The organism is Bacillus sp. EU52 (assembly GCF_037964975.1).
Taxonomy (GTDB): Bacteria; Bacillota; Bacilli; order Bacillales; family Bacillaceae; genus Bacillus; species Bacillus subtilis.
In genome coordinates, this window is record NZ_CP150177.1 from 3784313 (window position 1) to 3806350 (window position 22038).

Sequence of the window (22038 nt, forward strand, 5' to 3'; positions counted from 1 at the left end):
AGGATGTGCGTTATGAACGGGCAAGAGCGAAACAGCATTTCGAAAGGGTTGCAGGTTGATATTGTATTGAAAGCAGATCAAAAAACAGGAAAACTGACGAGAGGGACAGTGAAGGATATTTTGACGAAATCAAACTTTCATCCGCATGGCATTAAAGTCCGTCTTGAAGATGGCCGCATCGGCCGCGTCCAGAAGATCATTTCTACATAAAAAAAAGCTGCCCCTGAACAGGGCAGCTTTTTCATTATTTTTTCTGCAGAAGGACCACTTTCAGGTAGTTGCCTTCCGGAAATGCCGAAATCGTTTTGAAATCCTCCGGCAGCGTAAATTCCTCAATGATGGTGTAGCGTTCGTTCGTTTCTTTAAATGCGGCATCGATAAAGCCTTTGAATTTCTTCATTCCAAAGGCGCTGCTGTTTGTAGAGGCAACAATGACACCCTTGTCAGCAGTGATGGCGATCGTTTCCTTCAGCAGGTTTTTATAATCCTTGGCCGCGCTGAAGGTGCGTTTTTTTGTGCGCGCAAAGGAAGGCGGATCGAGAATAATCAGATCAAAGCGCAAATCCTTTTTTGCAGCATATGAAAAATAGTTAAACACGTCCATCACTTTAATGTCGTGCGCTTCGTAATCCAGCTTGTTCACGCTGAATTGCTCGATCGTTTTGGCCAGACTTCGGTTTGCCACGTCGACGCTTGTTGTTTTCTCCGCTCCGCCAAACGCCGCTGCCACGGAGAATGCACCCGTATAAGAAAATGTATTTAAAACGGTTTTCCCTTTTGCATAGCGGTCTCTGATCGCCTTGCGCACATGTCTCTGATCCAAAAAGATGCCCGTCATGGCGCCTTCATTCAGATCCACCGCGTATTGAATGCCATTCTCCTGGATGATGATCGGGAACTCGCCCCTTCTCCCTTTCACGAAGTCATCATCTTCAACGTATTGTCCAGCCGTGTCGAAGCGTTTCTTCTCGTAAATCGCTTTATAATCAAGATCCATCTCATCCAATGCGGAAATCAGCATGTCTTTAAAGGTGTAAATTCCCTTGCTGTACCATTGAATCAGCAGGTAGCCGTCATAATAGTCGATGGTGACGCCGCCGACACCGTCGCCCTCACCGTTGAACAGGCGGAAAGCTGTTGTATCTTGAGCCTCAAATAGTTTGGCGCGCGCTTGGGCCGCTTTTGTTAATTTGGTGAGAAAAAATGCCTGGTCAACCTGTTCATGTTTATTGCGGGTAAGCGTCCAGCCGACCCCTTTGTTTTGCAGGCCATAATAGCCCCGCGCGAGAAACTCGCCGCTCTCAGACACGATATCAACGAGGTCTCCTTCTTTCATGTGCCCCGCACTCCCTGCGAGAGCTTCTTTTTCAATAAGGGGATAGCCTTTTTTTATTTTGGCAGCGTGTGCTTTTTTTAGGGTGAGTAGCTTCATATATGTCGTCCTCTTTCCGTTTGCTTTCTCTTATGGTACCACAAAACGCCAAGATGTCTGCATTGACAGAAAGGAAAGGTTTTTCTACGATAGACAAAAAGAGTTACGAGGAGGAGCAGCATGCCAAAACGAATTGACCATACAGGCATCATGGTAAGAGATATTAACGCGTCCATCACATTTTATGAAGAGGTACTCGGCATGAAATTGAAGGATCGCATCACACACACGAACGGTGTAATCGAGCTTGCTTTTCTCGGCTTTGAAGACGGACCGGAAACAGAAATTGAACTGATTCAAGGCTACAGCAGCGAGCTTCCCTCCGAGGGAAAAGTGCACCACATTGCCCTGCTGACGGATGACATCGCGGCTGAATATACAAAAGCGGAAAAAATGAACGCAAAATTTATCGACGAAGAGATTACAACTCTACCAAACGGGTACCGTTACTTTTATATCGAAGGTCCTGATGGTGAGTGGATTGAGTTCTTTCAGCGATAAAAATAAAGAACGTACATTTTGTGATGTACGTTCTTTTTTATCTATACCAACTGATATACGTTGACTCATCGCAAACCATCGCTTCCCAGCCCATACGCTGAACCAGGTCATTGATGTTTTTATCTTTTGCTAAAAAGACATTAATGAATGAGTCATATACACTCATAAACACAAAGTCCATTTTCTCATCAGTTAAAACGAGCTCTGCTGCGGCTTCATCAAGAACCGTCCGCAAGTTGGCCTCAGTTATGTCCAAAACGCCACGGTTTTCCACAATCGGTTCTGCGTAATAAAACCGATTGGATCCGTTCGCACCTAACACCTTTACCAAACTCGGAATATGAAAATTTGAAATATGATCCTCACTGGGATAATAGAGGTCTCCATTTATGTTTTCATGTAACACCTCAGCCAAATCCTCTCTCGCGAACTCGTCCCTTAAAGCGCCTATCGACGTCATTAAAGCCAGCGCCAGCTCAGCATGTGTTTGAAAGCCGCAAGAAGACATAACCTTCTTCCAGGAAACAGCCTTGCCTTTTTCTCTGATTTCATCATCGTTTGGATAAATATGCTCGTAATCATGTTTTCTCTTTGCATTCTCCCATCCTTCAGGCATTTGGATAAAAGGAGAAAAGATAAGTGCAGCAGATGAGTATTCAACTGGTACTTGTTGTAAGATTGGTGATTCGTCATCTAACCATATATAATCTAGCATGCGCACCTCCTTTACATATTCTAACATTCTCTTTCGTTTAAAAGGAGATGATCAGCCCTATGACAGGCTGATCATCTATCACATCACATTTTTATCCCCCAGATTCAACCGCACTCTCTTCCCGCCATTTTTGATGATCCCATATTCTGAAAAACGGATAGTAGATGGCACAGGTGATCAGCAGGTTCACCAGCTGCATAACGGCGCCCGACACCTTTCCGCCTGTCGCCAGGTAACCTGATATGAGCGGCGGCATCGTCCATGGCACCGCGATTCCGGCCGGTCTTGCCACCAGCCCGGTGCTCATGCCGATATAAGTTGCGGTAATCGTGAGGAGCGGTGCGATGATAAATGGGACAATAAGGAGCGGATTCATGACAATCGGCATGCCGAAAATGATCGGCTCGTTGATATTAAAAAGTGCGGGCCCAATCCCTAATCGGCCAAGCTGCTTCATTTGTTTGCTGCGGGAGCGCACAAGCATCGTCAGGACAAGCGCCAGCGTCGCTCCGCTCCCGCCGACATTGATCCAAATTTGAAAGAACTGAGTCGTAAAAATACTCGGCAGCGCCTCGCCCGCTTGAAAGGCGAGACGGTTGGCATCCATCGCGCCGTACCAAATCGGCGCCATGATTCCGCCAATGATGGAAGCCCCGTGAATCCCGCACGACCAAAGCAGCATCTGCACAAATTCAGCGATCAGGCTTCCGCCGAGACTGCCGCCAAGGATGGAAAGCGGTGTGCCAAGCAGGTCTCCTACGACATTGTGCAGACTCTGAAAAGGTGTCATTTCAATCAAAAGGCGCGCCAGCCACACGAGAAACACAATGATAAAGCCGGGAATCAGCGCGACAAACAATTTGCTTACCGCAGGCGGCACACCGTCTGGCATTTTGAAGACGATATTTTTTTGAATAATGTACCGATAGATTTCGGTTGAAAACAAGGCGATCAGCATGGCGACAAATAAGCCCTTGCTGCCGAGCAGCGCGATCGGAATTCCGCCCCCTACCATGATGGGTTCCGTTGAGCCATCCGGTGTAAACGGCACCTCAAACGGCGTCGCCAGCAGAAATGCGGCAATTGAAATCGCTCCGGCAGAAAGGGCATCGACACCATAGCTTTCTGCCAACCGATAGGCGATCCCAAAAGCGGCAATCATCGCCATAATATCAAACGAAGCGTTAACAGGATATCCGAGCTTATCGGCCCACTCGTTCCCAAACACACTCGCCATGAAATCAGCATACCCCGGAATCGGCAGGCTCGTTAAAATCAAGAAGACAGACCCGATAATAATCAGCGGCATGGTCAGGATAATTCCGTCACGCAAAGCGCTGAGATGCCGCTGCCCGGCAATTTTCCCGGCGACAGGCATTATTTTTTCTTCCATTACCCGAGTGAATGCGCTCATCTTAAAAGCCCCCTTTTCTCATTGCTTTGTGAACAACCTCCGCAATGTTTTCTTTATCTTATTTTGAAAACGCTTACAAATTAATTTGGAAAATTTCCTCTTCATGCGGAAAAAATCTGTATTTTGCTAAACAACCCTGCCCATGAAAAATTTTTTCCTTCTTACTATCAATCTCTCTTTTTTTCTCCGATATATATATCAAACATCATAGAAAAAGGAGATGAATCATGAAAAACATGTCTTGCAAACTTGTTGTATCAGTCACTCTGTTTTTCAGTTTTCTCGCCATAGGCCCTCTCGCTCATGCGCAAAACAACAGTGAGAAAGAGGTTATTGTGGTTTATAAAAACAAGGACGGTAAGGAAACCATCCTGGACAGTGATGCTGATGTTGAACAGCAGTATAAACATCTTCCCGCGGTAGCGGTCACAGCAGACCAGGAGACAGTAAAAGAATTAAAGCAGGATCCTGATATTTTGTATATAGAAAACAACGTATCATTTACCGCAGCAGACAGCACGGATTTCAAAGTGCTGTCAGACGGCACTGACACCTCTGACAACTTTGAGCAATGGAACCTTGAGCCCATTCAGGTGAGGCAGGCTTGGAAGGCAGGACTGACAGGAAAAAATATCAAAATTGCCGTCATTGACAGCGGGATCTCCCCCCACGATGACCTGTCGATTGCCGGCGGGTATTCAGCTGTCAGTTATACCTCTTCTTACAAAGATGATAACGGCCACGGAACACATGTCGCAGGGATTATCGGAGCCAAGCATAACGGCTACGGAATTGACGGCATCGCACCGGAAGCACAAATATACGCGGTTAAAGCGCTTGATCAGAACGGCTCGGGGGATCTTCAAAGTCTTCTCCAAGGAATTGACTGGTCGATCGCAAACGGGATGGACATCGTCAATATGAGCCTTGGCACGACGTCAGACAGCAAAATCCTTCATGACGCCGTGAACAAAGCATATGAACAAGGCGTTCTGCTTGTTGCCGCAAGCGGTAACGACGGAAACGGCAAGCCAGTGAATTATCCGGCGGCATACAGCAGTGTCGTTGCGGTTTCAGCAACAAACGAAAAGAATCAGCTTGCCTCCTTCTCAACAACTGGAGATGAAGTTGAATTTTCAGCACCGGGGACAAATATCACAAGCACTTACTTAAACCAGTATTATGCAACAGGAAGCGGAACATCCCAAGCGACACCGCACGCCGCAGCCATGTTTGCCTTGTTAAAACAGCGTGATCCTGCCGAGACGAACGTCCAGCTTCGCGAGGAAATGCGGAGAAATATCGTTGATCTTGGTACCGCAGGCCGCGATCAGCAATTTGGCTACGGCTTAATCCAGTATAAAGCACAGGCAACAGATTCAGCGTACGCGGCAGCAGAGCAAGCGGTGAAAAAAGCGGAACAAACAAAAGCACAAACCGATATCAACAAAGCACAAGAACTCATCAGCCAGCTGCCGGGCTCCGACGCCAAAACTGCCCTGCAAAAAAGACTAAATAAAGTACAATCATACAGAAATGTAAAAGATGCGAAAGACAAAGTCGCAAAGGCAGAAAAATATAAAACACAACAAACCGTTGATACAGCACAAACTGCCATCAACAAGCTGCCGAACGGAACAGACAAAAAGAACCTTCAAAAACGCTTAGACCAAGTAAAACGCTACATCGCGTCAAAGCAAGCGAAAGGCAAAGTTGCGAAAGCGGAAAAAAGCAAAAAGAAAACAGATGTGGACAGCGCACAATCAGCAATTGGCAAGCTGCCTGCAAGTTCAGAAAAAACGTCCCTGCAGAAACGCCTTAACAAAGTGAAGAGCACCAATTTGAAGACGGCACAGCAATCCGTATCTGCGGCTGAAAAGAAATCAACTGATGCAAATGCGGCAAAAGCACAATCAGCCGTCAATCAGCTTCAAGCAGGCAAGGACAAAACGGCATTGCAAAAACGGTTAGACAAAGTGAAGAAAAAGGTGGCGGCTGCTGAAGCAAAAAAAGTCGAAACTGCCAAGGCAAAAGTGAAGAAAGCGGAAAAAGACAAAACAAAGAAATCAAAGACATCCGCTCAGTCTGCAGTGAATCAATTAAAAGCATCCAATGAAAAAACAAAGCTGCAAAAACGGCTGAACGCCGTCAAACCGAAAAAGTAACCAAAAACCTTTAAGATTTGCATTCCAAGTCTTAAAGGTTTTTTACATTCTAAGAACACCACACACAACCTTTTTCCCATCCATTGTACAGGCTTTTCATACTATTGCTATACAGCCATGAACAGCATAAAATGAACGTTATTACAGTTATCACCACATATGGCGGGATTGTGACTGGGCAGGCAGGCAAGCCCAATGATGCAAAGGGAGTATTAGTGCCTAAAAAGCAGGGCATTTTAACTCTTCTTTTCGTGTTGGGCTCATAACGGCGCCTTGGACAACCCCTATTCTAATGCTCCGTCGTCGACGCGGGCATTTTTGTCATTTTCAGCCGGTATTTCTCACTTTTTTCATTTTGATTGTCAACTTTTCATTTGATACGATGAACAAGCCGACTTTTCTTCAGCAAAGGAGGTTTTGATTGCTTGCATAAAGAGATTGCAAAAGAATTACTGCTGCTCGCAGGAGGAAAAAACAATATTATCAGCATCAGCCATTGTACGACCCGTCTTCGTTTTGATGTAAAGGACGAGACGAAAATTGATATACATGCCATTGAGAACCTGCAAGGTGTGCAGGGCACCTTTTTCCGTTATGGGCTTTTCCAGATTATCTTCGGAGCAGGCGTCGTCAACAAAATATATAAAGAAGTCGTTCATGTATGGGAGAACGCGCCTTCTGAAGAACCTGTCCACCAGAAAAAAGCCAGCCGGAAGCTGAACCCTGCCGCAGCTTTTGCGAAAACACTGTCCGATATTTTTGTGCCGATTATTCCGGCAATAACAGCAAGCGGCCTGCTCATGGGGCTGATCGGCATGATTAAGGTGTTTCACTGGTTCGCTGCCGGCAGCCCATGGATTAAAATGCTTGACCTCGTGTCCAGCACAGCCTTTATTTTACTGCCGATTTTAGTCGGCTTCAGTGCCGCACGGCAATTTGGCAGCAACCCATACCTAGGGGCAGTGATCGCGGGGCTTTTGACGCATCCTGATCTGCTGGACCCGTCTATGCTCGGCAGCAAAACCCCGTCTTCTTTAGACATATGGGGGCTTCATATCCCGATGATGGGGTATCAGGGTTCCATCATACCGATTCTTCTCTCCGTTTTTGTCATGAGCAAAATTGAGAAGCTATTAAAATCGATTGTGCCGAAGTCACTTGATGTCGTGATTATTCCCTTTATTACGGTCATGGTGACAGGGTGCCTCGCGCTGATTGTGATGAATCCCGCCGCGTCCATCATCGGCCAGATCATGACACAATCGATCGTCTATATCTATGATCACGCCGGCATTGCCGCCGGAGCCCTTTTCGGCGGCATCTACTCCACCATCGTCCTATCTGGATTGCATCATAGCTTTTATGCAATTGAGGCAACGCTGCTTGCTAATCCGCATGTCGGTGTCAACTTTTTAGTGCCGATATGGTCGATGGCGAATGTGGCCCAAGGCGGAGCGGGGCTTGCGGTATTCCTCAAAACGAAACAATCAAGCCTGAAGAAAATTGCGCTTCCCGCTTCTCTGACCGCGTTTTTAGGCATTGTTGAGCCGATTGTATTCGGGGTAAATCTCAAACTGATCCGTCCCTTTATCGGAGCAGCCATCGGCGGTGCTATTGGCGGAGCGTACGTGGTTGCGGTACAAGTTGTGGCAAATTCCTACGGGCTGACAGGCATTCCGATGATTTCAATTGTGCTGCCGTTTGGCGCCGCGAATTTTGTTCATTATATGATCGGTTTTTTGATCGCAGCCGTCTCTGCTTTTATAGCTACATTGTTTCTCGGGTTTAAAGAAGAGACAGAATAACTGGATTTATTCGTTTTCATTCATAAAACGGGGGATGAAAGGACAAAAAAGCTATGAAAATTAAAAGAATCTTAAATCATAATGCTGTCGTCGTAAAGGATCAAAATGAAGAGAAGATTCTCTTGGGTGCAGGAATTGGGTTCGACAAAAAGAAAAATGATATTGTCGACCAGTCGAAAATAGAAAAAACCTTTGTCAGAAAAGATACAGCTGACTATAAACAGTTCGAAGAGATTTTAGAAACATTGCCTGAAGACCACATTCAGATTTCTGAGCAAATTATCTCTCATGCCGAAAAAGAGCTGAACATCAAAATCAACGAGCGCATTCATGTCGCTTTTTCAGACCATCTTTCTTTTGCAATTGAACGCCTGAGCAATGGGATGGTTATCAAAAATCCGCTGCTGAATGAAATCAAAGTCCTTTATCCAAAGGAGTTCCAGATCGGCTTATGGGCCAGAACACTGATTAAAGATAAACTGGGGATTCACATTCCTGATGATGAAATCGGCAATATCGCCATGCATATCCACACAGCAAGAAACAATGCCGGCGATATGACACAAACGCTTGATATTACAACAATGATCCGTGATATTATCGAGATTATCGAAATTCAACTGTCTATTAATATCGTTGAAGATACCATCTCTTATGAACGGCTTGTGACCCATCTCCGCTTTGCCATTCAGCATATCAAAGCAGGCGAATCCATTTACGAGCTGGACGCAGAAATGATCGACATCATTAAAGAGAAGTTTAAGGATGCCTTCCTGTGTGCCCTAAGCATCGGCACCTTTGTGAAGAAGGAATACGGCTTTGAATTTCCTGAAAAAGAATTGTGCTACATCGCCATGCATATTCAGCGGTTCTACCAACGGTCAGTCGCACGCTGAGACAAACAAAAAACGCTTTTGATCATCTCAAAAGCGTTTTTTTATATCTGTATTATTGGTTGATCGCCGGATTCCCAATCGTATTCCACTTCGTATAGGACATGTAATGGAAATACTCATCGCGATACGGATGTTTTGTATTGGAGTTCCAAGGCTTTTCTCCGCCGCAGAAGTGCACGATTGCCGGGTTTTCTCTTGTTTCATTATATTGCTTCCGCCCTAACAGAGTCGGTGGGGTTTTCAGCTTTAACATGATATAGGTTTGAGCGTTCCAGCGCGGATGAAGTTCATACCACTGATCATATAAAATCGCATTCAGTGCATCTTGGTCATGCAGCACAAGAAAGTCTTCGTCTGGGTGTTCATTGATAAAGTTGATGACTTTTTCTGTGATGTTTTGCTTTCTCCAAGACTCAAAATCAATAATCATGATACCTGAGTTAAAATACTTCCCTGTATCAGTGACGTTCATTTCTTTCAGGCGTTCATGCTGCCCCGCATCCTCAACAGCGGCTACGGTGTATGGCGCAATGTCTAAGTCCCATAGCTTAGAAATATCCTCTAGGACAAGCGCATCACAATCGATGTAAATCATTCGTTTGATGCTTTCATCCTTAATTAAGTCGGGAATCGAAATGCGGTAATACGCGGCTTTTGTAATATGGCTGCTCTCTACCGCATGTTCATACATTTTGGTATCCACTTCTAAAAACTCAATCGGCACTCCGAATTTCAAAGTGGTTTCTTCCAGTCTTTTTTTGTTATCAGGCTTAATTCCGCCATCAATGACGTATAATTTTACCTCTCTCTCCTGATCCATGTTAGTCAATAAAGAAACGAACATCCCACCTAAATGACGAGCATAATTATCATCTGCGCATGATACGATATGCATGATTTCATCTTTCCTCAATGGTATTCATCTCCCTTTTTGTTGTACAAGTTACATACCCTTTTTCAAAAAAATAAACACGTTCTCCGACATTTTTTTAAACAGAATGTGTGATACAACAAAAAAGGTGTCATTTTTTGAAGATGCGATAAAGCCAATAAAGAATGAAAAAGCTTGCGATTGTGATGGCTTCAGCCGAGACGATATACCACGGCCATGGTCCGAGAACATCTAAGAGAGAGGATCCGCCCGGTTTTTTCGTCAAATACATATAATTTGCGCCAAGCCAGCGATCAATCAGGAAAATACAGACGCCGTACACATTAACAAGCAGGACTGTCACCCATAATGAGCGCTGGCCCATTCTGTAGGTGCCAATCACAGCCATCAGCAGACAGGATAAAAACACAGATCCGTGAGAAATAAAAAAGAGGATATATCGTATATGCGGAAATGAAAACATACCGAGGTCAGGAGTGGCAAGAGCCTGAATCGAACTGCCGACGCCGACAAAAAACAAAAATACAAACAGCTTTCTGCTTTTTGTCACTAACATAATAGCTGACAAATACACCGACAGGTCACTAAGCTGGAGAGGCAATGAAGTGCGCACCGACCACCTGCCCGTGGCGACCATCCATATTTGATAGCCGATTTGCGAACCAAGCAAAAGAAACACAAACAGAGAACGCAAAAACCGGCTGGCCCTCGGCTGCTTGACCCTCTCTTGGAACAAAAACAACAGAATGGCCAAAAGGGCGATAATCGCTAACGTCACTACATGCTCTGTCGAAAATAGATGAAACGGATCATGTTTATAGACGGATTGAACATATTTTTGCAAAACTGCACCCCCGTTTGCGGTTTTTTGTTTATTTTGGCGTTGTTTGGGCTTTTTTTATTCAACCGATATATGGGCTTGAAGTTCACACCAGACTCTGCTACAATTCGTTTCATAGCTAATGATTCTGATAATTTAAGGCAGGCCTAAAAAATGGAACGTTCACCTCAACATCAGCAGCTTCGGAAGGAAGAACACGATACACTTTCTAAGCTCAAACAAATGCCCGTCGAGTCACTCAACCTGGAAGCCATTTCGATCGCTACGAATCTGTATCGGTCTGCGCAAAGGCTCCGTGTCAAAATGGAGACTGAGGTTCTTTCTTCCTATAACCTTTCTTGGACCGCTTTCTCCATTCTTTATGATCTATGGGTATGGGGAGCGCTCGAAACGAGAAAAATCGCTGAGCTGTCAGGGATATCTACAGCTACAGCAAGCAACGTGATCAAAACGCTCGAAAAAAAGAGTTTTTGCCGTAAAAGCATCGACACAAGAGATCGGCGACTCGTATTTGTCTCTATCACCGATTCCGGCAAACAAGCGATCGAAGAACTCTACCCGGAGTTTCACAAAGGGGAAACAGAGCTCATTGCGGGAATGACGAAGGACGAACAGAAAATATTGACAGGGCTGCTTAGAAAGGTAGCTGACAATCTTCATACAACATAAGCTTTGACGGGAATCCAGTAGCGGTTTGTCTCCCTGTTTCAGAGAGCCGGCGGAAGGTGCGAGCCGGCACACATCAAACGTGAATTACCTCCCCGAGCTTTCTTTGTGAACCTTAAAAGTAGCAAAGAACGGGAAACCGTTATTCGAATGAGCGGAAGACAATGTCTTCAACCAGGGTGGTACCGCGTGCATTGAGCCACGTCCCTTATCGGGATGGGCTCTTTTTTGTGTTTGTAAAAAAGGAGGAAAAATGATGAGAACATTTGAGCAGCTCACAGCGTCACAGCAAAAAGAGGTAGAAAGACAGCTTCAGCTATACATGACAGGCGCCCACGAAGTCATACCGCCGGAGGAATTAAAGGCAAAGCTCGTGAAATCAATTTCCACGGGCACGCCGCTTAAAATTAAGCTCGGATTAGATCCGTCTGCACCGGATGTACATTTGGGCCATACGGTTATGTTAAATAAGCTTCGCCAATTTCAAGAAAACGGCCACATTGTCCAGCTGTTAATTGGGGATTTCACAGGAAAAATTGGTGATCCGACCGGAAAATCGGCAGCCAGAAAGCAACTGACTGATGAAGAAGTTCAGCACAATGCCAAAACCTACTTTGAGCAATTCGGAAAAGTGCTTGATCCAGAAAAAGTCGAGCTTCACTATAACTCAAAATGGCTGAAAACATTGAATCTGGAAGATGTCATTGAATTAGCAGGGAAAATAACGGTAGCCCGCCTGATGGAGCGCGACGACTTTGAAGAACGCATCGCCATGCAAAAACCAATCTCACTGCATGAATTCTTTTACCCATTGATGCAGGGATATGATTCTGTCGTTCTCGAAAGTGATATTGAATTAGGCGGAACGGATCAGCATTTCAATGTCCTCATGGGGCGGCATTTTCAAGAACGATACAACAAAGAAAAACAAGTCGTCATCCTTATGCCGCTCTTGGAAGGCTTGAATGGCGTCGAGAAAATGTCGAAGTCGAAACACAACTACATTGGCATTAACGAACATCCAAACGACATGTACGGAAAAACGATGTCACTGCCCGACAGCCTGATGAAAAAATACATCCACTTGGCGACAGACTTAGAGCTTGAAGAGAAAAAACAGCTCGTAAAAGACTTAGAAACCGGCGCCGTTCATCCGCGTGATGCCAAAATGCTTTTAGCCAAAACAATCGTCCGAATGTATCACGGAGAGAAAGCAGCAGAAGCTGCCGAACACTCGTTTAAGACAGTCTTTCAGGAAAACAGCCTGCCGGAAGATATACCGGCAGTAAACTGGAAAGGCGAAAAAACGATAGCGATGATTGATCTGCTCGTCAAGCTAAAGCTCCTCTCTTCGAAGAGCGAGGCGCGCCGCATGATTCAAAACGGCGGTGTACGCATCGACGGAGAGAAAATAACAGATGTGCAGACCAAAGCAGAGATAAGAGAGAATATGATCATCCAAGTCGGCAAACGCAAGTTTTTAAAGCTCCAATAGTCTGATATTCCGAAACGCTTATGACCCTTCATTCATAAGCGTTTTTTTGCAGGTATAAAGCACTGTCTTTTCAAAAACGCTCTCCATCTTGCAGGAAACTCCTTTAGCATCCCGAAATATTCCCCAACCATACATTTAGGGGAGGTTTATTTTTGATGAAAAAGCTTTTGACTGTCATGACGATGGCTGTTTTAACTGCCGGCACACTGCTCTTGCCGGCACAGAGTGTCACCCCTGCCGCACACGCTGTACAAATATCAAATAGCGAGCGCGAGCTTCCATTCAAAGCAAAGCATGCGTACTCTACCATTTCTCAGCTAAGTGAAGCAATCGGCCCCAGAATAGCCGGAACTGCAGCTGAAAAAAAGAGTGCCCTATTGATCGCCTCATCCTTGAGAAAATTAAAGCTTGATGTGAAGGTTCAACGATTCAACATTCCTGACCGGCTTGAGGGTACACTGTCTTCAGCAGGACGCGATATTCTTCTCCAAGCGGCGTCCGGCTCAGCTCCGACTGAAGAACAAGGGCTGACGGCCCCGCTTTACAATGCGGGATTGGGCTATCAAAAGGACTTTACCGCTGACGCCAAGGGCAAAATCGCCTTGATTTCCAGAGGAGACCTGACTTATTACGAGAAAGCCAAAAATGCCGAAGCCGCCGGAGCGAAAGCTGTCATCATTTATAACAACAAAGAAAGCCTCGTGCCTATGACGCCAAACCTGTCGGGAAATAAAGTCGGCATTCCGGTCGTCGGCATTAAGAAAGAAGACGGCGAAGCACTTACCCAGCAAAAAGAAGCCACCTTAAAACTAAAAGCATTCACAAACCAAACCTCTCAGAACATCATCGGAATTAAAAAACCAAAGAACATCAAACATCCAGACATTGTGTACGTGACGGCCCATTACGACAGTGTTCCTTTTTCACCCGGAGCAAATGACAACGGCTCAGGAACCTCTGTTATACTGGAGATGGCGCGTGTCTTAAAAAGCGTTCCATCTGATAAAGAAATCCGCTTTATCGCTTTCGGCGCCGAAGAGCTCGGCCTGCTCGGCTCCTCTCACTATGTAGATCATCTATCAGAAAAAGAGCTGAAACGAAGCGAAGTGAACTTCAACTTAGATATGGTAGGCACAAGCTGGGAAAAAGCGTCTGAGCTGTATGTCAACACATTGGACGGCCAATCTAACTATGTTTGGGAATCCAGCCATACGGCTGCTGAAAAAATTGGGTTTGACAGCCTGTCTCTGACACAGGGAGGATCATCTGATCATGTGCCATTCCACGAAGCCGGCATTGATTCCGCCAACTTTATTTGGGGAGACCCGGAAACAGAAGAAGTTGAGCCGTGGTATCATACCCCTGAAGACTCGATTGATCATATCAGCAAAGAACGCCTCCAGCAAGCAGGCGATCTTGTGACAGCCGCTGTCTATGAGGCTGTGAAAAAAGAGAAGAAACCGAAAACCATTAAGAAACAAATGAAGGCCAAAGCAACTGACATTTTTGAAGATATCAAATAAAAAAAGACGGCACTTGGGTGCCGTCTTTTTTTTATAATGATCAGCTGTTTAGCCGTCTATAAGTAAAGCTTTCAGTTTATCAACTGTATTTTCTTTTTCTAACGGGCGATAAATGGTCAGTTTCAAATCAGGAGAGTCATATATTTGTAATGTCATATGCTCCATCACCATTGTTCCGGCTGCCGGGTGATGAAGTACTTTTTCTCCTGCGTGTGTGCCTAATACTTCGTGGTGGTTCCACCATTTTTTAAATTCCGGGCTTCTTTCAGTTAACTCATCGATCAGCTCTTTTATCCATGCTTCCCCAAGAAACCGGCTGGCTGTCGATCGAAACTGTGCGATAAGTTTTTTGGCGTGGCTTTCCCAGTCGTCAAGCAGATCCCGATACTCCTTCGAGGTGAAACATCGCCATATGGCATTCCTTTCCTTACTGCCCATTTGGCCAAAATTGCCGAACACAGCACAAGCTGCTGTGTTCCAAGCAATAACGTCCCACTTTTCGTCAGTCACATAAACAGGGCAATTGGTTAAATGATCAATAAAGTGCCGCACAGCCAGAGGAAGGCTCTTATTATCTTCATCCTGATCATCTAAAGGAACATGATGGCCAGCCAACAGAAAGACATGACGCTTTTCCTCATAATTCAATTTGAGCACTCTCGATATGCTTTCCAGTACCTGTGTTGATACCCGAATATCCCTTCCCTGCTCCAGCCATGTGTACCATGTGACACCTATACCGGACAGCTGGGCTAATTCCTCTCTTCTCAAGCCTGTTGTTTTCCTTCTGGTACCCATAGGCAATCCAAACTCTTGCGGAGAAAGCTGTGCCCTTTTCAGTTTTAAAAACTCCCCTAGCTCTTTCCGTTTTTCTGCCATACTGTCCACATACACACTCTCCTTTTGCATAGAATTTCCTATTAGTATTCTACATAAAAAGGAGAAGGTTTTTATATTATTTGTTTCGTTCTCCAAATACTTCAGCGGCCACAGGAAGAATGGTATTCAGTGCATTCGGAAAACCTGAGTAAATAATCATCTGCATCATGACTTCTATGAGTTCTTCTTGTGTCCATCCGACATTCAGGGCTCCGTTAATATAGAATTTTAGCTGCTGGGTATTGCCCAATGCAGTCAATCCAGCAACGGTTGCTAATAATCTGGATTTCAGATCAAGACCTGGTCTTGAAAAAATCTGACCGTAGTTAAACTCCACGGCAAGCACACCAAGGTCCGGAGCGATGGAATGTTTAAAATTGTCCACGATCGCTTCATAGTTCTCCTCATCAATTTGTTTCAGAATATCTAACCCTTTTTTATAACGTTCACTTGTTCGCATCAGCTTCTATCTCCCTTCCAATATCGCTTTTTTAGTAGTACGGTTTATGGTAATCCTTGAACTGAAGGCAATACCGACCATGATCATCCCCAGGATACAAACACCGTTCCAATGAAACAGCATCCAGACCGCACCCCCTGCATACGATCCCAAGGCGCCGCCTAAAAACGTGCTGACCATAAAGAGGCCATTCAATCTGCTCCTCATTTCAGCCGACAATTGGAAAATCTCCGCCTGACACGCCACCTGATTCGCCTGAATGCCCATGGTGATGAATAAAGCGCCCAATACAATCACAATCAATGAAGTCTGGCCTGCCATTAATAAAACAAATGACAATAAGGTAAAAGACATACAAAGCTTGTTGGAAAAAGCAGCTCCTTTTTGATCAATAATCCGGCCGATCAGCGGAGTTGCAAAAGCCCCGCCAATTCCCACCAAACCGATTGTTCCGGCAGTCTGGCTGCCAAACGAGAATGGAGGTTCACTCACCATAAACACTAACGTCGTCCAAAATAAACTGAAGGCGCCGAACATGAAGCCTTGGTTTACACATGCTTTTCTTAACACTTTCTCCTTGATCAAAAGCGGAAATAATGAAGAAATGAGTTTTCCGTAATGAAATGCATGTGTCCCTTTGCTTTTCGGAAAGCAGAAGTGAATGATCAACATAATGATGACGGCTGCTGCACAGGCAATCCAATACATCACGCGCCAGCCATAATGGGCATCTATCGCCCCGCTGACCACTCTCGCCCCTAAAATTCCGCAAACCAAGCCGATAGCTACGTTTCCGAGTACTCTTCCTCTGTTCCTGTCATTTGCTAAACCTGCCGCAAACGGCACAAGGATTTGAGGAATAATCGTGAAGAATCCCAATAATAAATTTGTGATGACTAGCCATAGAAAGCTTACAGCTAACGCTGAAGCGGCCGAACAAATCCCCACTAAGAATAGCAGGCTCACAATTAAGCGGCGGCGTTCAAAAAGATCTCCCAATGGAACAAGCAGAAGGTTCCCCGCCGCATAGCCAAACTGCGCCAATGTAGCAATCATCCCAGCTTGTGCCGGCGTCACATGAAACGTGCCTGCCATGCTGACAAGCAATGTTTGATTGATATAGACATTAGCTACCGTAAACCCGCTAGTCACCGCTATAAGAAAAATCAAACCTCTCGATAATGAAATGGAATGGTTCATGTTTACCTCCTTTCTTCATGCATGATAAAGCAGGTTCAATCATGGAAACAGAAGTGAGTTTATACTGGTATAAAAAGTACTAGCAAGCAAAGCAAAAAAGCGAAACCCTGTCAGGCTTCGCTTTTGTTATCAATCCACTTCTTTCTTAATCCCCAGCATTTTCTCATCTAGGTAATGGGCAATCTCCGCGGCTTCTTTCAGCTCATCTGTTAATTGCTTAGGAACGTCATTGTTCAATTTATAATAAATTTTATGTTCAAGGCTCGCCCAGAAATCCATCGCGATTGTCCGGATTTGAATTTCTGCTTTGACGTATTCCACACGGTTCGTTAAATTCACAGGCATTTCAATGATTAAATGCAGGCTTCGATAGCCATTCGGTTTGGGTGTCTGGATATAATCCTTTACCTTTACGATTCTCAAATCTTCATGCTGCTTCAACACATTCACGACATTATAAATGTCAGAAATAAAGGAACAGATGATGCGCACGCCGGCAATGTCGTGAATATGCTCCTTCATTTCCTTCGTCGTAATCTCACAGCCCTTTCTCATTAACTTATTCACGATGCTTTCAAAGCTTTTGACACGGGATTTTGTATGTTCAATCGGGTTGTGTCCGTGAATGAGGTTATATTCCTGGCTGATAATTGAGAACTTTGTATCGAGCGCATCTAGCGCAAATTTATAAACTAATAATTCATTTTTCCAATCTTCCATTACTGTTTTTAAATCGTCCATATGTGTTACAGATAAATCCATTTTCGTCATCTCCTTTAACGGAACTTTATCCGCTGTCCATGTACTAGACGTCCCTGTCTGCTGCAAGGTTCTATGAATTTTTTTACAAAATGCGGTCGATTGTAACAAAAAAAGACCGCACGAAACGAGCGGTCTTTTTTATTATCGGAAATAGCTGATCAATAATCCGATCGAGAGCAGGAATCCGAAAAATGTATTTGTTTGGGCTGTTGATTTCATTGCGACAATCATATTCATCGGCATTTCGTTCTGGACGAAGCCCTTCACTGCCTGAACCGGCTTAGGCACGCTCAAAAAGACGACAAACAGCCATGGGCTTGCGGCACCGGTAATAACCAAGCCGACAACCCAGATATAAGCGACGGCAAACGACGCAGCTAACAGAGTAACAGCTCCCTTATGCCCCATCAAAATCGCCAATGTTTTGCGTCCGCCTTTTTTGTCCTCTTCAATATCACGAATGTTGTTCGACAGGTTAATCGCGCCGACAAGAATCGCAATCGGGATGGAAATCAAAATGCTCTGCATATTGATCTTATCTGTCTGAATGAAAAACGAAATCAGCACAAACACCGAACCCATGCAAATGCCTGAGAATAATTCACCGAACGGCGTGTACGCAATCGGCAGCGGCCCGCCTGTATACAGGTAGCCGATCGCCATGCCGACAAGGCCGATCAGCGCAAGCCACCAGCTGCTGCTGGCACAAATATAGACACCGAGCAAAATGGCAATCCCGTATGAGGCAAGAGCTAATTGCAAAATCGTTTTAGGCTTCATTCCGTGGCGTACAATGGCCCCTCCGATTCCGACTGATTCTGCTGTATCTAATCCGCGTTTAAAATCATAATATTCATTAAATAAGTTCGTCGCGATCTGGATCCATAGGCAAGAAAACAGCATAGCCAAAAACAGCAGCAGATCAACCTTCACATAAAACATCGCCAAAACGGTTCCGAGCAGCACAGGCACAAACGATGCGGTTAACGTATGAGGACGGGTTAACTGCCAAAGGATCTGCCCCATGCTTTCTTTTTGCGGCGCTGTCTGACCCTCACCCTTATTTGTTTGGTTCATCTTCCTCTTCCTTTCTATTAAAAGGCTTACTTTTTTTCAGCCGGCAGCTTAATAAAAAACTCCTTTTGCTTCCTTATCTATCATAATGACTTCTCCCTTATTTCACAAGATACCGCAAGAAGGCGTTTTCTTTCTTATTATACGCTTCTCGCCCTGATTTCATTAGGTTTCTGCTTTCACTTGAACGAACAGGTACAGAAAAATTTTTTTAAGTACATTACACTTTTTAAAAGTTAAAAAGATCTTTTGACTACAGGTATCTTTTCCTTTATTATGAATCAGCTCGAAACATTCCATTCTTGCCCTTGCAGGTATAAAGATTCATTTTCAAAAACATACGCCGATATATTAATTTGAGGGAGATTAGGGAAAAAATGAAACTTTTTGAGCATCTGATCGTCAAATAATCATGTGATTGTCGAAAAAACGGGAAGGGAATTTTTGATATGCTGCAATTAATGAAACAGCTGTATGAAAAACCCGCTGTCAAGTGGACATGTCATACAGGCTTTTATTTGATGATACTGCTTGTTTTGTTTTTTATGTATGGTTTTCACACCGCGAATACCGGTTCATATATTTATAACGATTTCTAATTGGAGAGAGAATAACTATGAAACTTTTACATGCTATTCAAACACATGCGGAAACTTATCCGCAAACCGATGCCTTCCGCTCTCAAGGCCAGTCGCTCACGTATCAGGAATTATGGGAGCAGTCTGACCGCGCGGCTGCCGCGATCCAAAAACGCATTTCTGGGGAAAAGAAATCTCCTATCCTTGTGTACGGCCACATGGAGCCGCACATGCTTGTTTCCTTCTTGGGAAGTGTCAAAGCGGGACATCCTTATATTCCGGTTGACCTGTCCATTCCGTCCGAACGGATTGCGAAAATTATCGAAAGCTCTGGAGCAGAATTGCTGATCCATGCAGCAGGACTCTCAATTGATGCAGTCGGCCAGCAGATTCAGACAGTTTCTGCGGAAGAACTGCTGGAAAACGAAGGCGGCTCTGTCAGCCAAGATCAATGGGTCAAAGAACACGAAACGTTTTATATCATTTACACTTCCGGGAGCACAGGAAATCCGAAAGGCGTGCAGATTTCCGCTGCGAACCTTCAAAGCTTCACAGACTGGATTTGTGCAGACTTTCCAGTCAGCGGAGGAAAAATATTTTTAAACCAAGCGCCGTTCTCATTTGATTTGTCTGTCATGGACCTATATCCGTGCCTTCAATCAGGCGGGACTTTACATTGCGTGACAAAGGATGCTGTGAATAAGCCGAAAGTCTTATTTGAAGAGCTGAAGAAGTCCGGGCTGAATGTGTGGACATCAACACCTTCCTTTGTGCAAATGTGCCTGATGGATCCGGGTTTTTCACAGGATCTGCTGCCTCATGCGGACACATTTATGTTTTGCGGAGAGGTTCTTCCGGTTTCTGTGGCCAAAGCGCTGCTTGAGCGTTTCCCGAAAGCGAAGATTTTTAATACGTACGGCCCGACTGAAGCGACAGTGGCTGTCACATCGGTTGAAATTACGGATGACGTCATCAGCCGCAGCGAATCGCTTCCAGTGGGCTTCGCCAAACCAGATATGAACATTTTCATTATGGATGAAGAGGGACAGCCGCTTCCTGATGGAGAAAAAGGGGAAATCGTCATTGCAGGACCGAGTGTAAGCCGAGGCTACCTTGGTGAGCCAGAGCTGACGGAAAAAGCGTTTTTCTCTCATGAAGGCCAGTGGGCATACCGAACTGGCGATGCCGGCTTTATTCAAGACGGTCAGATTTTCTGCCAAGGACGTTTGGATTTTCAGATTAAACTTCACGGCTATCGGATGGAGCTGGAGGAAATCGAGTTCCATGTCAGACAGTCACAGTACGTTCGTTCTGCTGTCGTGATTCCTTATCAGCCAAACGGAACAGTTGAGTACCTGATCGCTGCTATTGTGCCTGAGGAGCATGAGTTCGAGAAGGAATTCCAGCTGACAAGCGCTATTAAAAAAGAGCTTGCCGCTTCTCTTCCGGCATATATGATCCCGAGAAAATTTATCTATCAGGATCACATTCAAATGACGGCTAACGGCAAAATTGACCGAAAACGCATTGGCGAAGAGGTTCTTGTATGACGCCTTACAGCTCGTTTTTATTCTTTATACTGCTTGGCATTCTTCTTCTGCCGACGATCATTCTCGGCTTAAACGGAAAAAGATTTCAAGCATACAACATGTTCATATCTATCATTATATTGGCTTTAATTTTTTCGCACGACTTACACGGGGTCATCGCGCTGTGCCTGTTTACAATATGGCAGGTGCTCCTGATCAGCGGCTATCTGGCATACCGGCAGAAAGCGAACAGCGGCTTTGTGTTTTGCGGAGCTGTTATCGCGTCTATTCTGCCTTTATTTCTGTCAAAAATATGGCCGTTTCTGTCACACCCGCAGCCGCATCATCCGCCGCATAACCTGATCAGCTTTTTAGGGATTTCATATTTAACCTTTAAAGGCGTTCAGCTGATTATGGAAGCAAGAGACGGACTGCTGAAAGAACAGCTGCCATTGCACCGCCTGCTGTATTTCATCCTGTTTTTCCCGACGATTTCCTCCGGCCCGATCGACAGATACCGCCGGTTCGTCAAGGATGAACAGAAGGCTTGGACGAAAGAAGAATACGCCGACCTGTTGTATACGGGAATCCATAAAATCTTCATCGGTTTCCTGTATAAATTTATTATCGGCTACGCGATCAATACGTACTTCATCATGAATCTTCCCGCAATCACGCACAATAAGATTCTTGGGAACCTGCTGTACATGTACGGCTACAGCATGTATTTATTCTTTGATTTCGCCGGCTACACGATGTTTGCCGTCGGGGTCAGCTACATTATGGGCATTAAATCACCAGAAAACTTTAATAAACCATTTATCAGTAAAAATATTAAAGATTTCTGGAATCGCTGGCATATGTCTCTGTCATTTTGGTTCAGAGATTATGTGTTTATGAGATTCGTATTTTGGATGACTAAGAAAAAGTGGATCAAAAACCGTATGGCCGTCTCAAACATCGGGTATTTCCTGCTGTTTATGCTGATGGGGGTTTGGCACGGGCTCGCGCCGCAATATATCATCTACGGCCTTTATCACGCCGTGCTGATGACATGTTACAACTTTTTTGAGAAGTGGAATAAGAAATATAAATGGCTGCCGTCCAACCGCTGGACAACCATTCTCGCTATTGTGATCACATTCCATTTCGTTTGCTTCGGGTTTTATATTTTCTCAGGAAAACCATTTCATCACCACCATTAAAGGAGA

General features: G+C 44.8%; 21 protein-coding genes, 1 pseudogene and 1 other annotated feature. Of the genes and pseudogenes, 11 read left to right on the top strand and 11 right to left on the bottom strand.

Annotated features, from left to right (window positions below; translation table 11 throughout):
- The first annotated feature begins 12 nt into the window (after positions 1-12).
- A complete protein-coding gene (locus tag NSU05_RS19450) occupies positions 13-210 on the top strand; it encodes a YwbE family protein (RefSeq protein ID WP_038429832.1) in 198 nt (65 codons plus the stop codon).
- 34 nt (positions 211-244) lie between these two features.
- On the opposite strand, the gene NSU05_RS19455 is transcribed toward NSU05_RS19450, so the two are convergent.
- On the bottom strand, positions 245-1432 hold the full coding sequence (locus NSU05_RS19455) for a class I SAM-dependent rRNA methyltransferase (RefSeq protein WP_038429833.1): 1188 nt from the start codon (positions 1430-1432) through the stop codon (positions 245-247).
- A gap of 120 nt (positions 1433-1552) precedes the next feature.
- On the opposite strand from NSU05_RS19455, the gene glxA reads away from it, so the two are divergent.
- The gene (gene glxA / locus NSU05_RS19460) at positions 1553-1933 is read left to right on the top strand and encodes a glyoxalase GlxA (RefSeq protein WP_038429834.1); all 381 of its coding nucleotides are present in this window, start codon (positions 1553-1555) and stop codon (positions 1931-1933) included.
- 37 nt (positions 1934-1970) lie between these two features.
- On the opposite strand, the gene NSU05_RS19465 is transcribed toward glxA, so the two are convergent.
- Positions 1971-2648, bottom strand: coding sequence for a DUF2711 domain-containing protein (locus tag NSU05_RS19465; RefSeq protein ID WP_038429835.1), 678 nt, complete (start codon positions 2646-2648; stop codon positions 1971-1973).
- Positions 2649-2726: 78 nt separating this feature from the next.
- A pseudogene (gene celB, locus NSU05_RS19470) lies at positions 2727-4062 on the bottom strand (PTS cellobiose transporter subunit IIC).
- Positions 4063-4289: 227 nt separating this feature from the next.
- On the opposite strand from celB, the gene epr reads away from it, so the two are divergent.
- The 3 genes from epr (at position 4290) to sacY (ending at position 8928) form a co-directional block, all read left to right on the top strand.
- Entirely contained in the window at positions 4290-6227 is a 1938-nt protein-coding gene (gene epr, locus NSU05_RS19475; RefSeq protein WP_038429838.1) for a minor protease Epr, read from the top strand.
- 425 nt (positions 6228-6652) lie between these two features.
- The gene (gene sacX, locus NSU05_RS19480) at positions 6653-8032 is read left to right on the top strand and encodes a SacY negative regulator SacX (protein WP_038429840.1); all 1380 of its coding nucleotides are present in this window, start codon (positions 6653-6655) and stop codon (positions 8030-8032) included.
- Between the two features lie 53 nt (positions 8033-8085).
- Positions 8086-8928 carry a transcription antiterminator SacY gene (sacY, locus tag NSU05_RS19485; RefSeq protein ID WP_015714931.1) on the top strand — a complete coding sequence of 281 codons (843 nt, stop codon included), beginning with the start codon at positions 8086-8088 and terminating at the stop codon, positions 8926-8928.
- 52 nt (positions 8929-8980) lie between these two features.
- Here sacY and NSU05_RS19490 read toward each other — a convergent pair whose 3' ends face one another.
- Together NSU05_RS19490 and NSU05_RS19495 are read right to left on the bottom strand one after the other, a co-directional pair.
- Positions 8981-9841, bottom strand: coding sequence for a glycosyltransferase family 8 protein (locus tag NSU05_RS19490; RefSeq protein WP_014478368.1), 861 nt, complete (start codon positions 9839-9841; stop codon positions 8981-8983).
- A gap of 109 nt (positions 9842-9950) precedes the next feature.
- Positions 9951-10664 carry a TIGR02206 family membrane protein gene (locus NSU05_RS19495; RefSeq protein ID WP_033882895.1) on the bottom strand — a complete coding sequence of 238 codons (714 nt, stop codon included), beginning with the start codon at positions 10662-10664 and terminating at the stop codon, positions 9951-9953.
- Positions 10665-10814: 150 nt separating this feature from the next.
- Between NSU05_RS19495 and ywaE the strand changes: the two genes are divergently transcribed.
- The 3 genes from ywaE (at position 10815) to ywaD (ending at position 14345) form a co-directional block, all read left to right on the top strand.
- The gene (ywaE, locus tag NSU05_RS19500; RefSeq protein ID WP_038429841.1) at positions 10815-11330 is read left to right on the top strand and encodes a tyrZ transcriptional regulator YwaE; all 516 of its coding nucleotides are present in this window, start codon (positions 10815-10817) and stop codon (positions 11328-11330) included.
- Positions 11325-11539: a binding site (T-box leader), on the top strand. It overlaps the preceding gene by 6 nt.
- A gap of 41 nt (positions 11540-11580) precedes the next feature.
- On the top strand, positions 11581-12822 hold the full coding sequence (tyrS, locus tag NSU05_RS19505) for a tyrosine--tRNA ligase (protein WP_082200986.1): 1242 nt from the start codon (positions 11581-11583) through the stop codon (positions 12820-12822).
- A gap of 155 nt (positions 12823-12977) precedes the next feature.
- Entirely contained in the window at positions 12978-14345 is a 1368-nt protein-coding gene (ywaD, locus tag NSU05_RS19510; RefSeq protein ID WP_038429843.1) for an aminopeptidase YwaD, read from the top strand.
- A gap of 48 nt (positions 14346-14393) precedes the next feature.
- On the opposite strand, the gene NSU05_RS19515 is transcribed toward ywaD, so the two are convergent.
- The 6 genes from NSU05_RS19515 to NSU05_RS19540 form a co-directional block, all read right to left on the bottom strand.
- On the bottom strand, positions 14394-15233 hold the full coding sequence (locus NSU05_RS19515; RefSeq protein ID WP_019712842.1) for a helix-turn-helix transcriptional regulator: 840 nt from the start codon (positions 15231-15233) through the stop codon (positions 14394-14396).
- Between the two features lie 67 nt (positions 15234-15300).
- Entirely contained in the window at positions 15301-15684 is a 384-nt protein-coding gene (locus tag NSU05_RS19520) for a carboxymuconolactone decarboxylase family protein (RefSeq protein ID WP_038429844.1), read from the bottom strand.
- A 6-nt stretch (positions 15685-15690) separates the two neighbouring features.
- Positions 15691-16884 (bottom strand): MFS transporter, encoded by a 1194-nt coding sequence (locus NSU05_RS19525; RefSeq protein WP_038429845.1) that lies wholly within the window; start codon positions 16882-16884, stop codon positions 15691-15693.
- A 129-nt stretch (positions 16885-17013) separates the two neighbouring features.
- Positions 17014-17646, bottom strand: a complete 633-nt coding sequence (gene ywaC / locus NSU05_RS19530; protein ID WP_003244564.1) for a GTP pyrophosphokinase YwaC — start codon at positions 17644-17646, stop codon at positions 17014-17016.
- Positions 17647-17787: 141 nt separating this feature from the next.
- Positions 17788-18723, bottom strand: a complete 936-nt coding sequence (locus NSU05_RS19535; protein ID WP_009968370.1) for a 1,4-dihydroxy-2-naphthoate polyprenyltransferase — start codon at positions 18721-18723, stop codon at positions 17788-17790.
- Between the two features lie 162 nt (positions 18724-18885).
- Positions 18886-19020, bottom strand: a complete 135-nt coding sequence (locus tag NSU05_RS19540; RefSeq protein WP_038429846.1) for a hypothetical protein — start codon at positions 19018-19020, stop codon at positions 18886-18888.
- A gap of 149 nt (positions 19021-19169) precedes the next feature.
- On the opposite strand from NSU05_RS19540, the gene NSU05_RS19545 reads away from it, so the two are divergent.
- Genes NSU05_RS19545 through dltB form a run of 3 tightly spaced genes read left to right on the top strand, consistent with a single transcriptional unit; the run spans position 19170 to position 22032 of the window.
- The gene (locus NSU05_RS19545; protein WP_003227330.1) at positions 19170-19319 is read left to right on the top strand and encodes a teichoic acid D-Ala incorporation-associated protein DltX; all 150 of its coding nucleotides are present in this window, start codon (positions 19170-19172) and stop codon (positions 19317-19319) included.
- 17 nt (positions 19320-19336) lie between these two features.
- On the top strand, positions 19337-20848 hold the full coding sequence (gene dltA / locus NSU05_RS19550) for a D-alanine--poly(phosphoribitol) ligase subunit DltA (protein ID WP_038429848.1): 1512 nt from the start codon (positions 19337-19339) through the stop codon (positions 20846-20848).
- Positions 20845-22032, top strand: a complete 1188-nt coding sequence (gene dltB, locus NSU05_RS19555) for a D-alanyl-lipoteichoic acid biosynthesis protein DltB (protein ID WP_003227327.1) — start codon at positions 20845-20847, stop codon at positions 22030-22032. Before dltA ends, dltB begins: the two co-directional genes overlap by 4 nt.
- Positions 22033-22038: the final 6 nt, after the last annotated feature.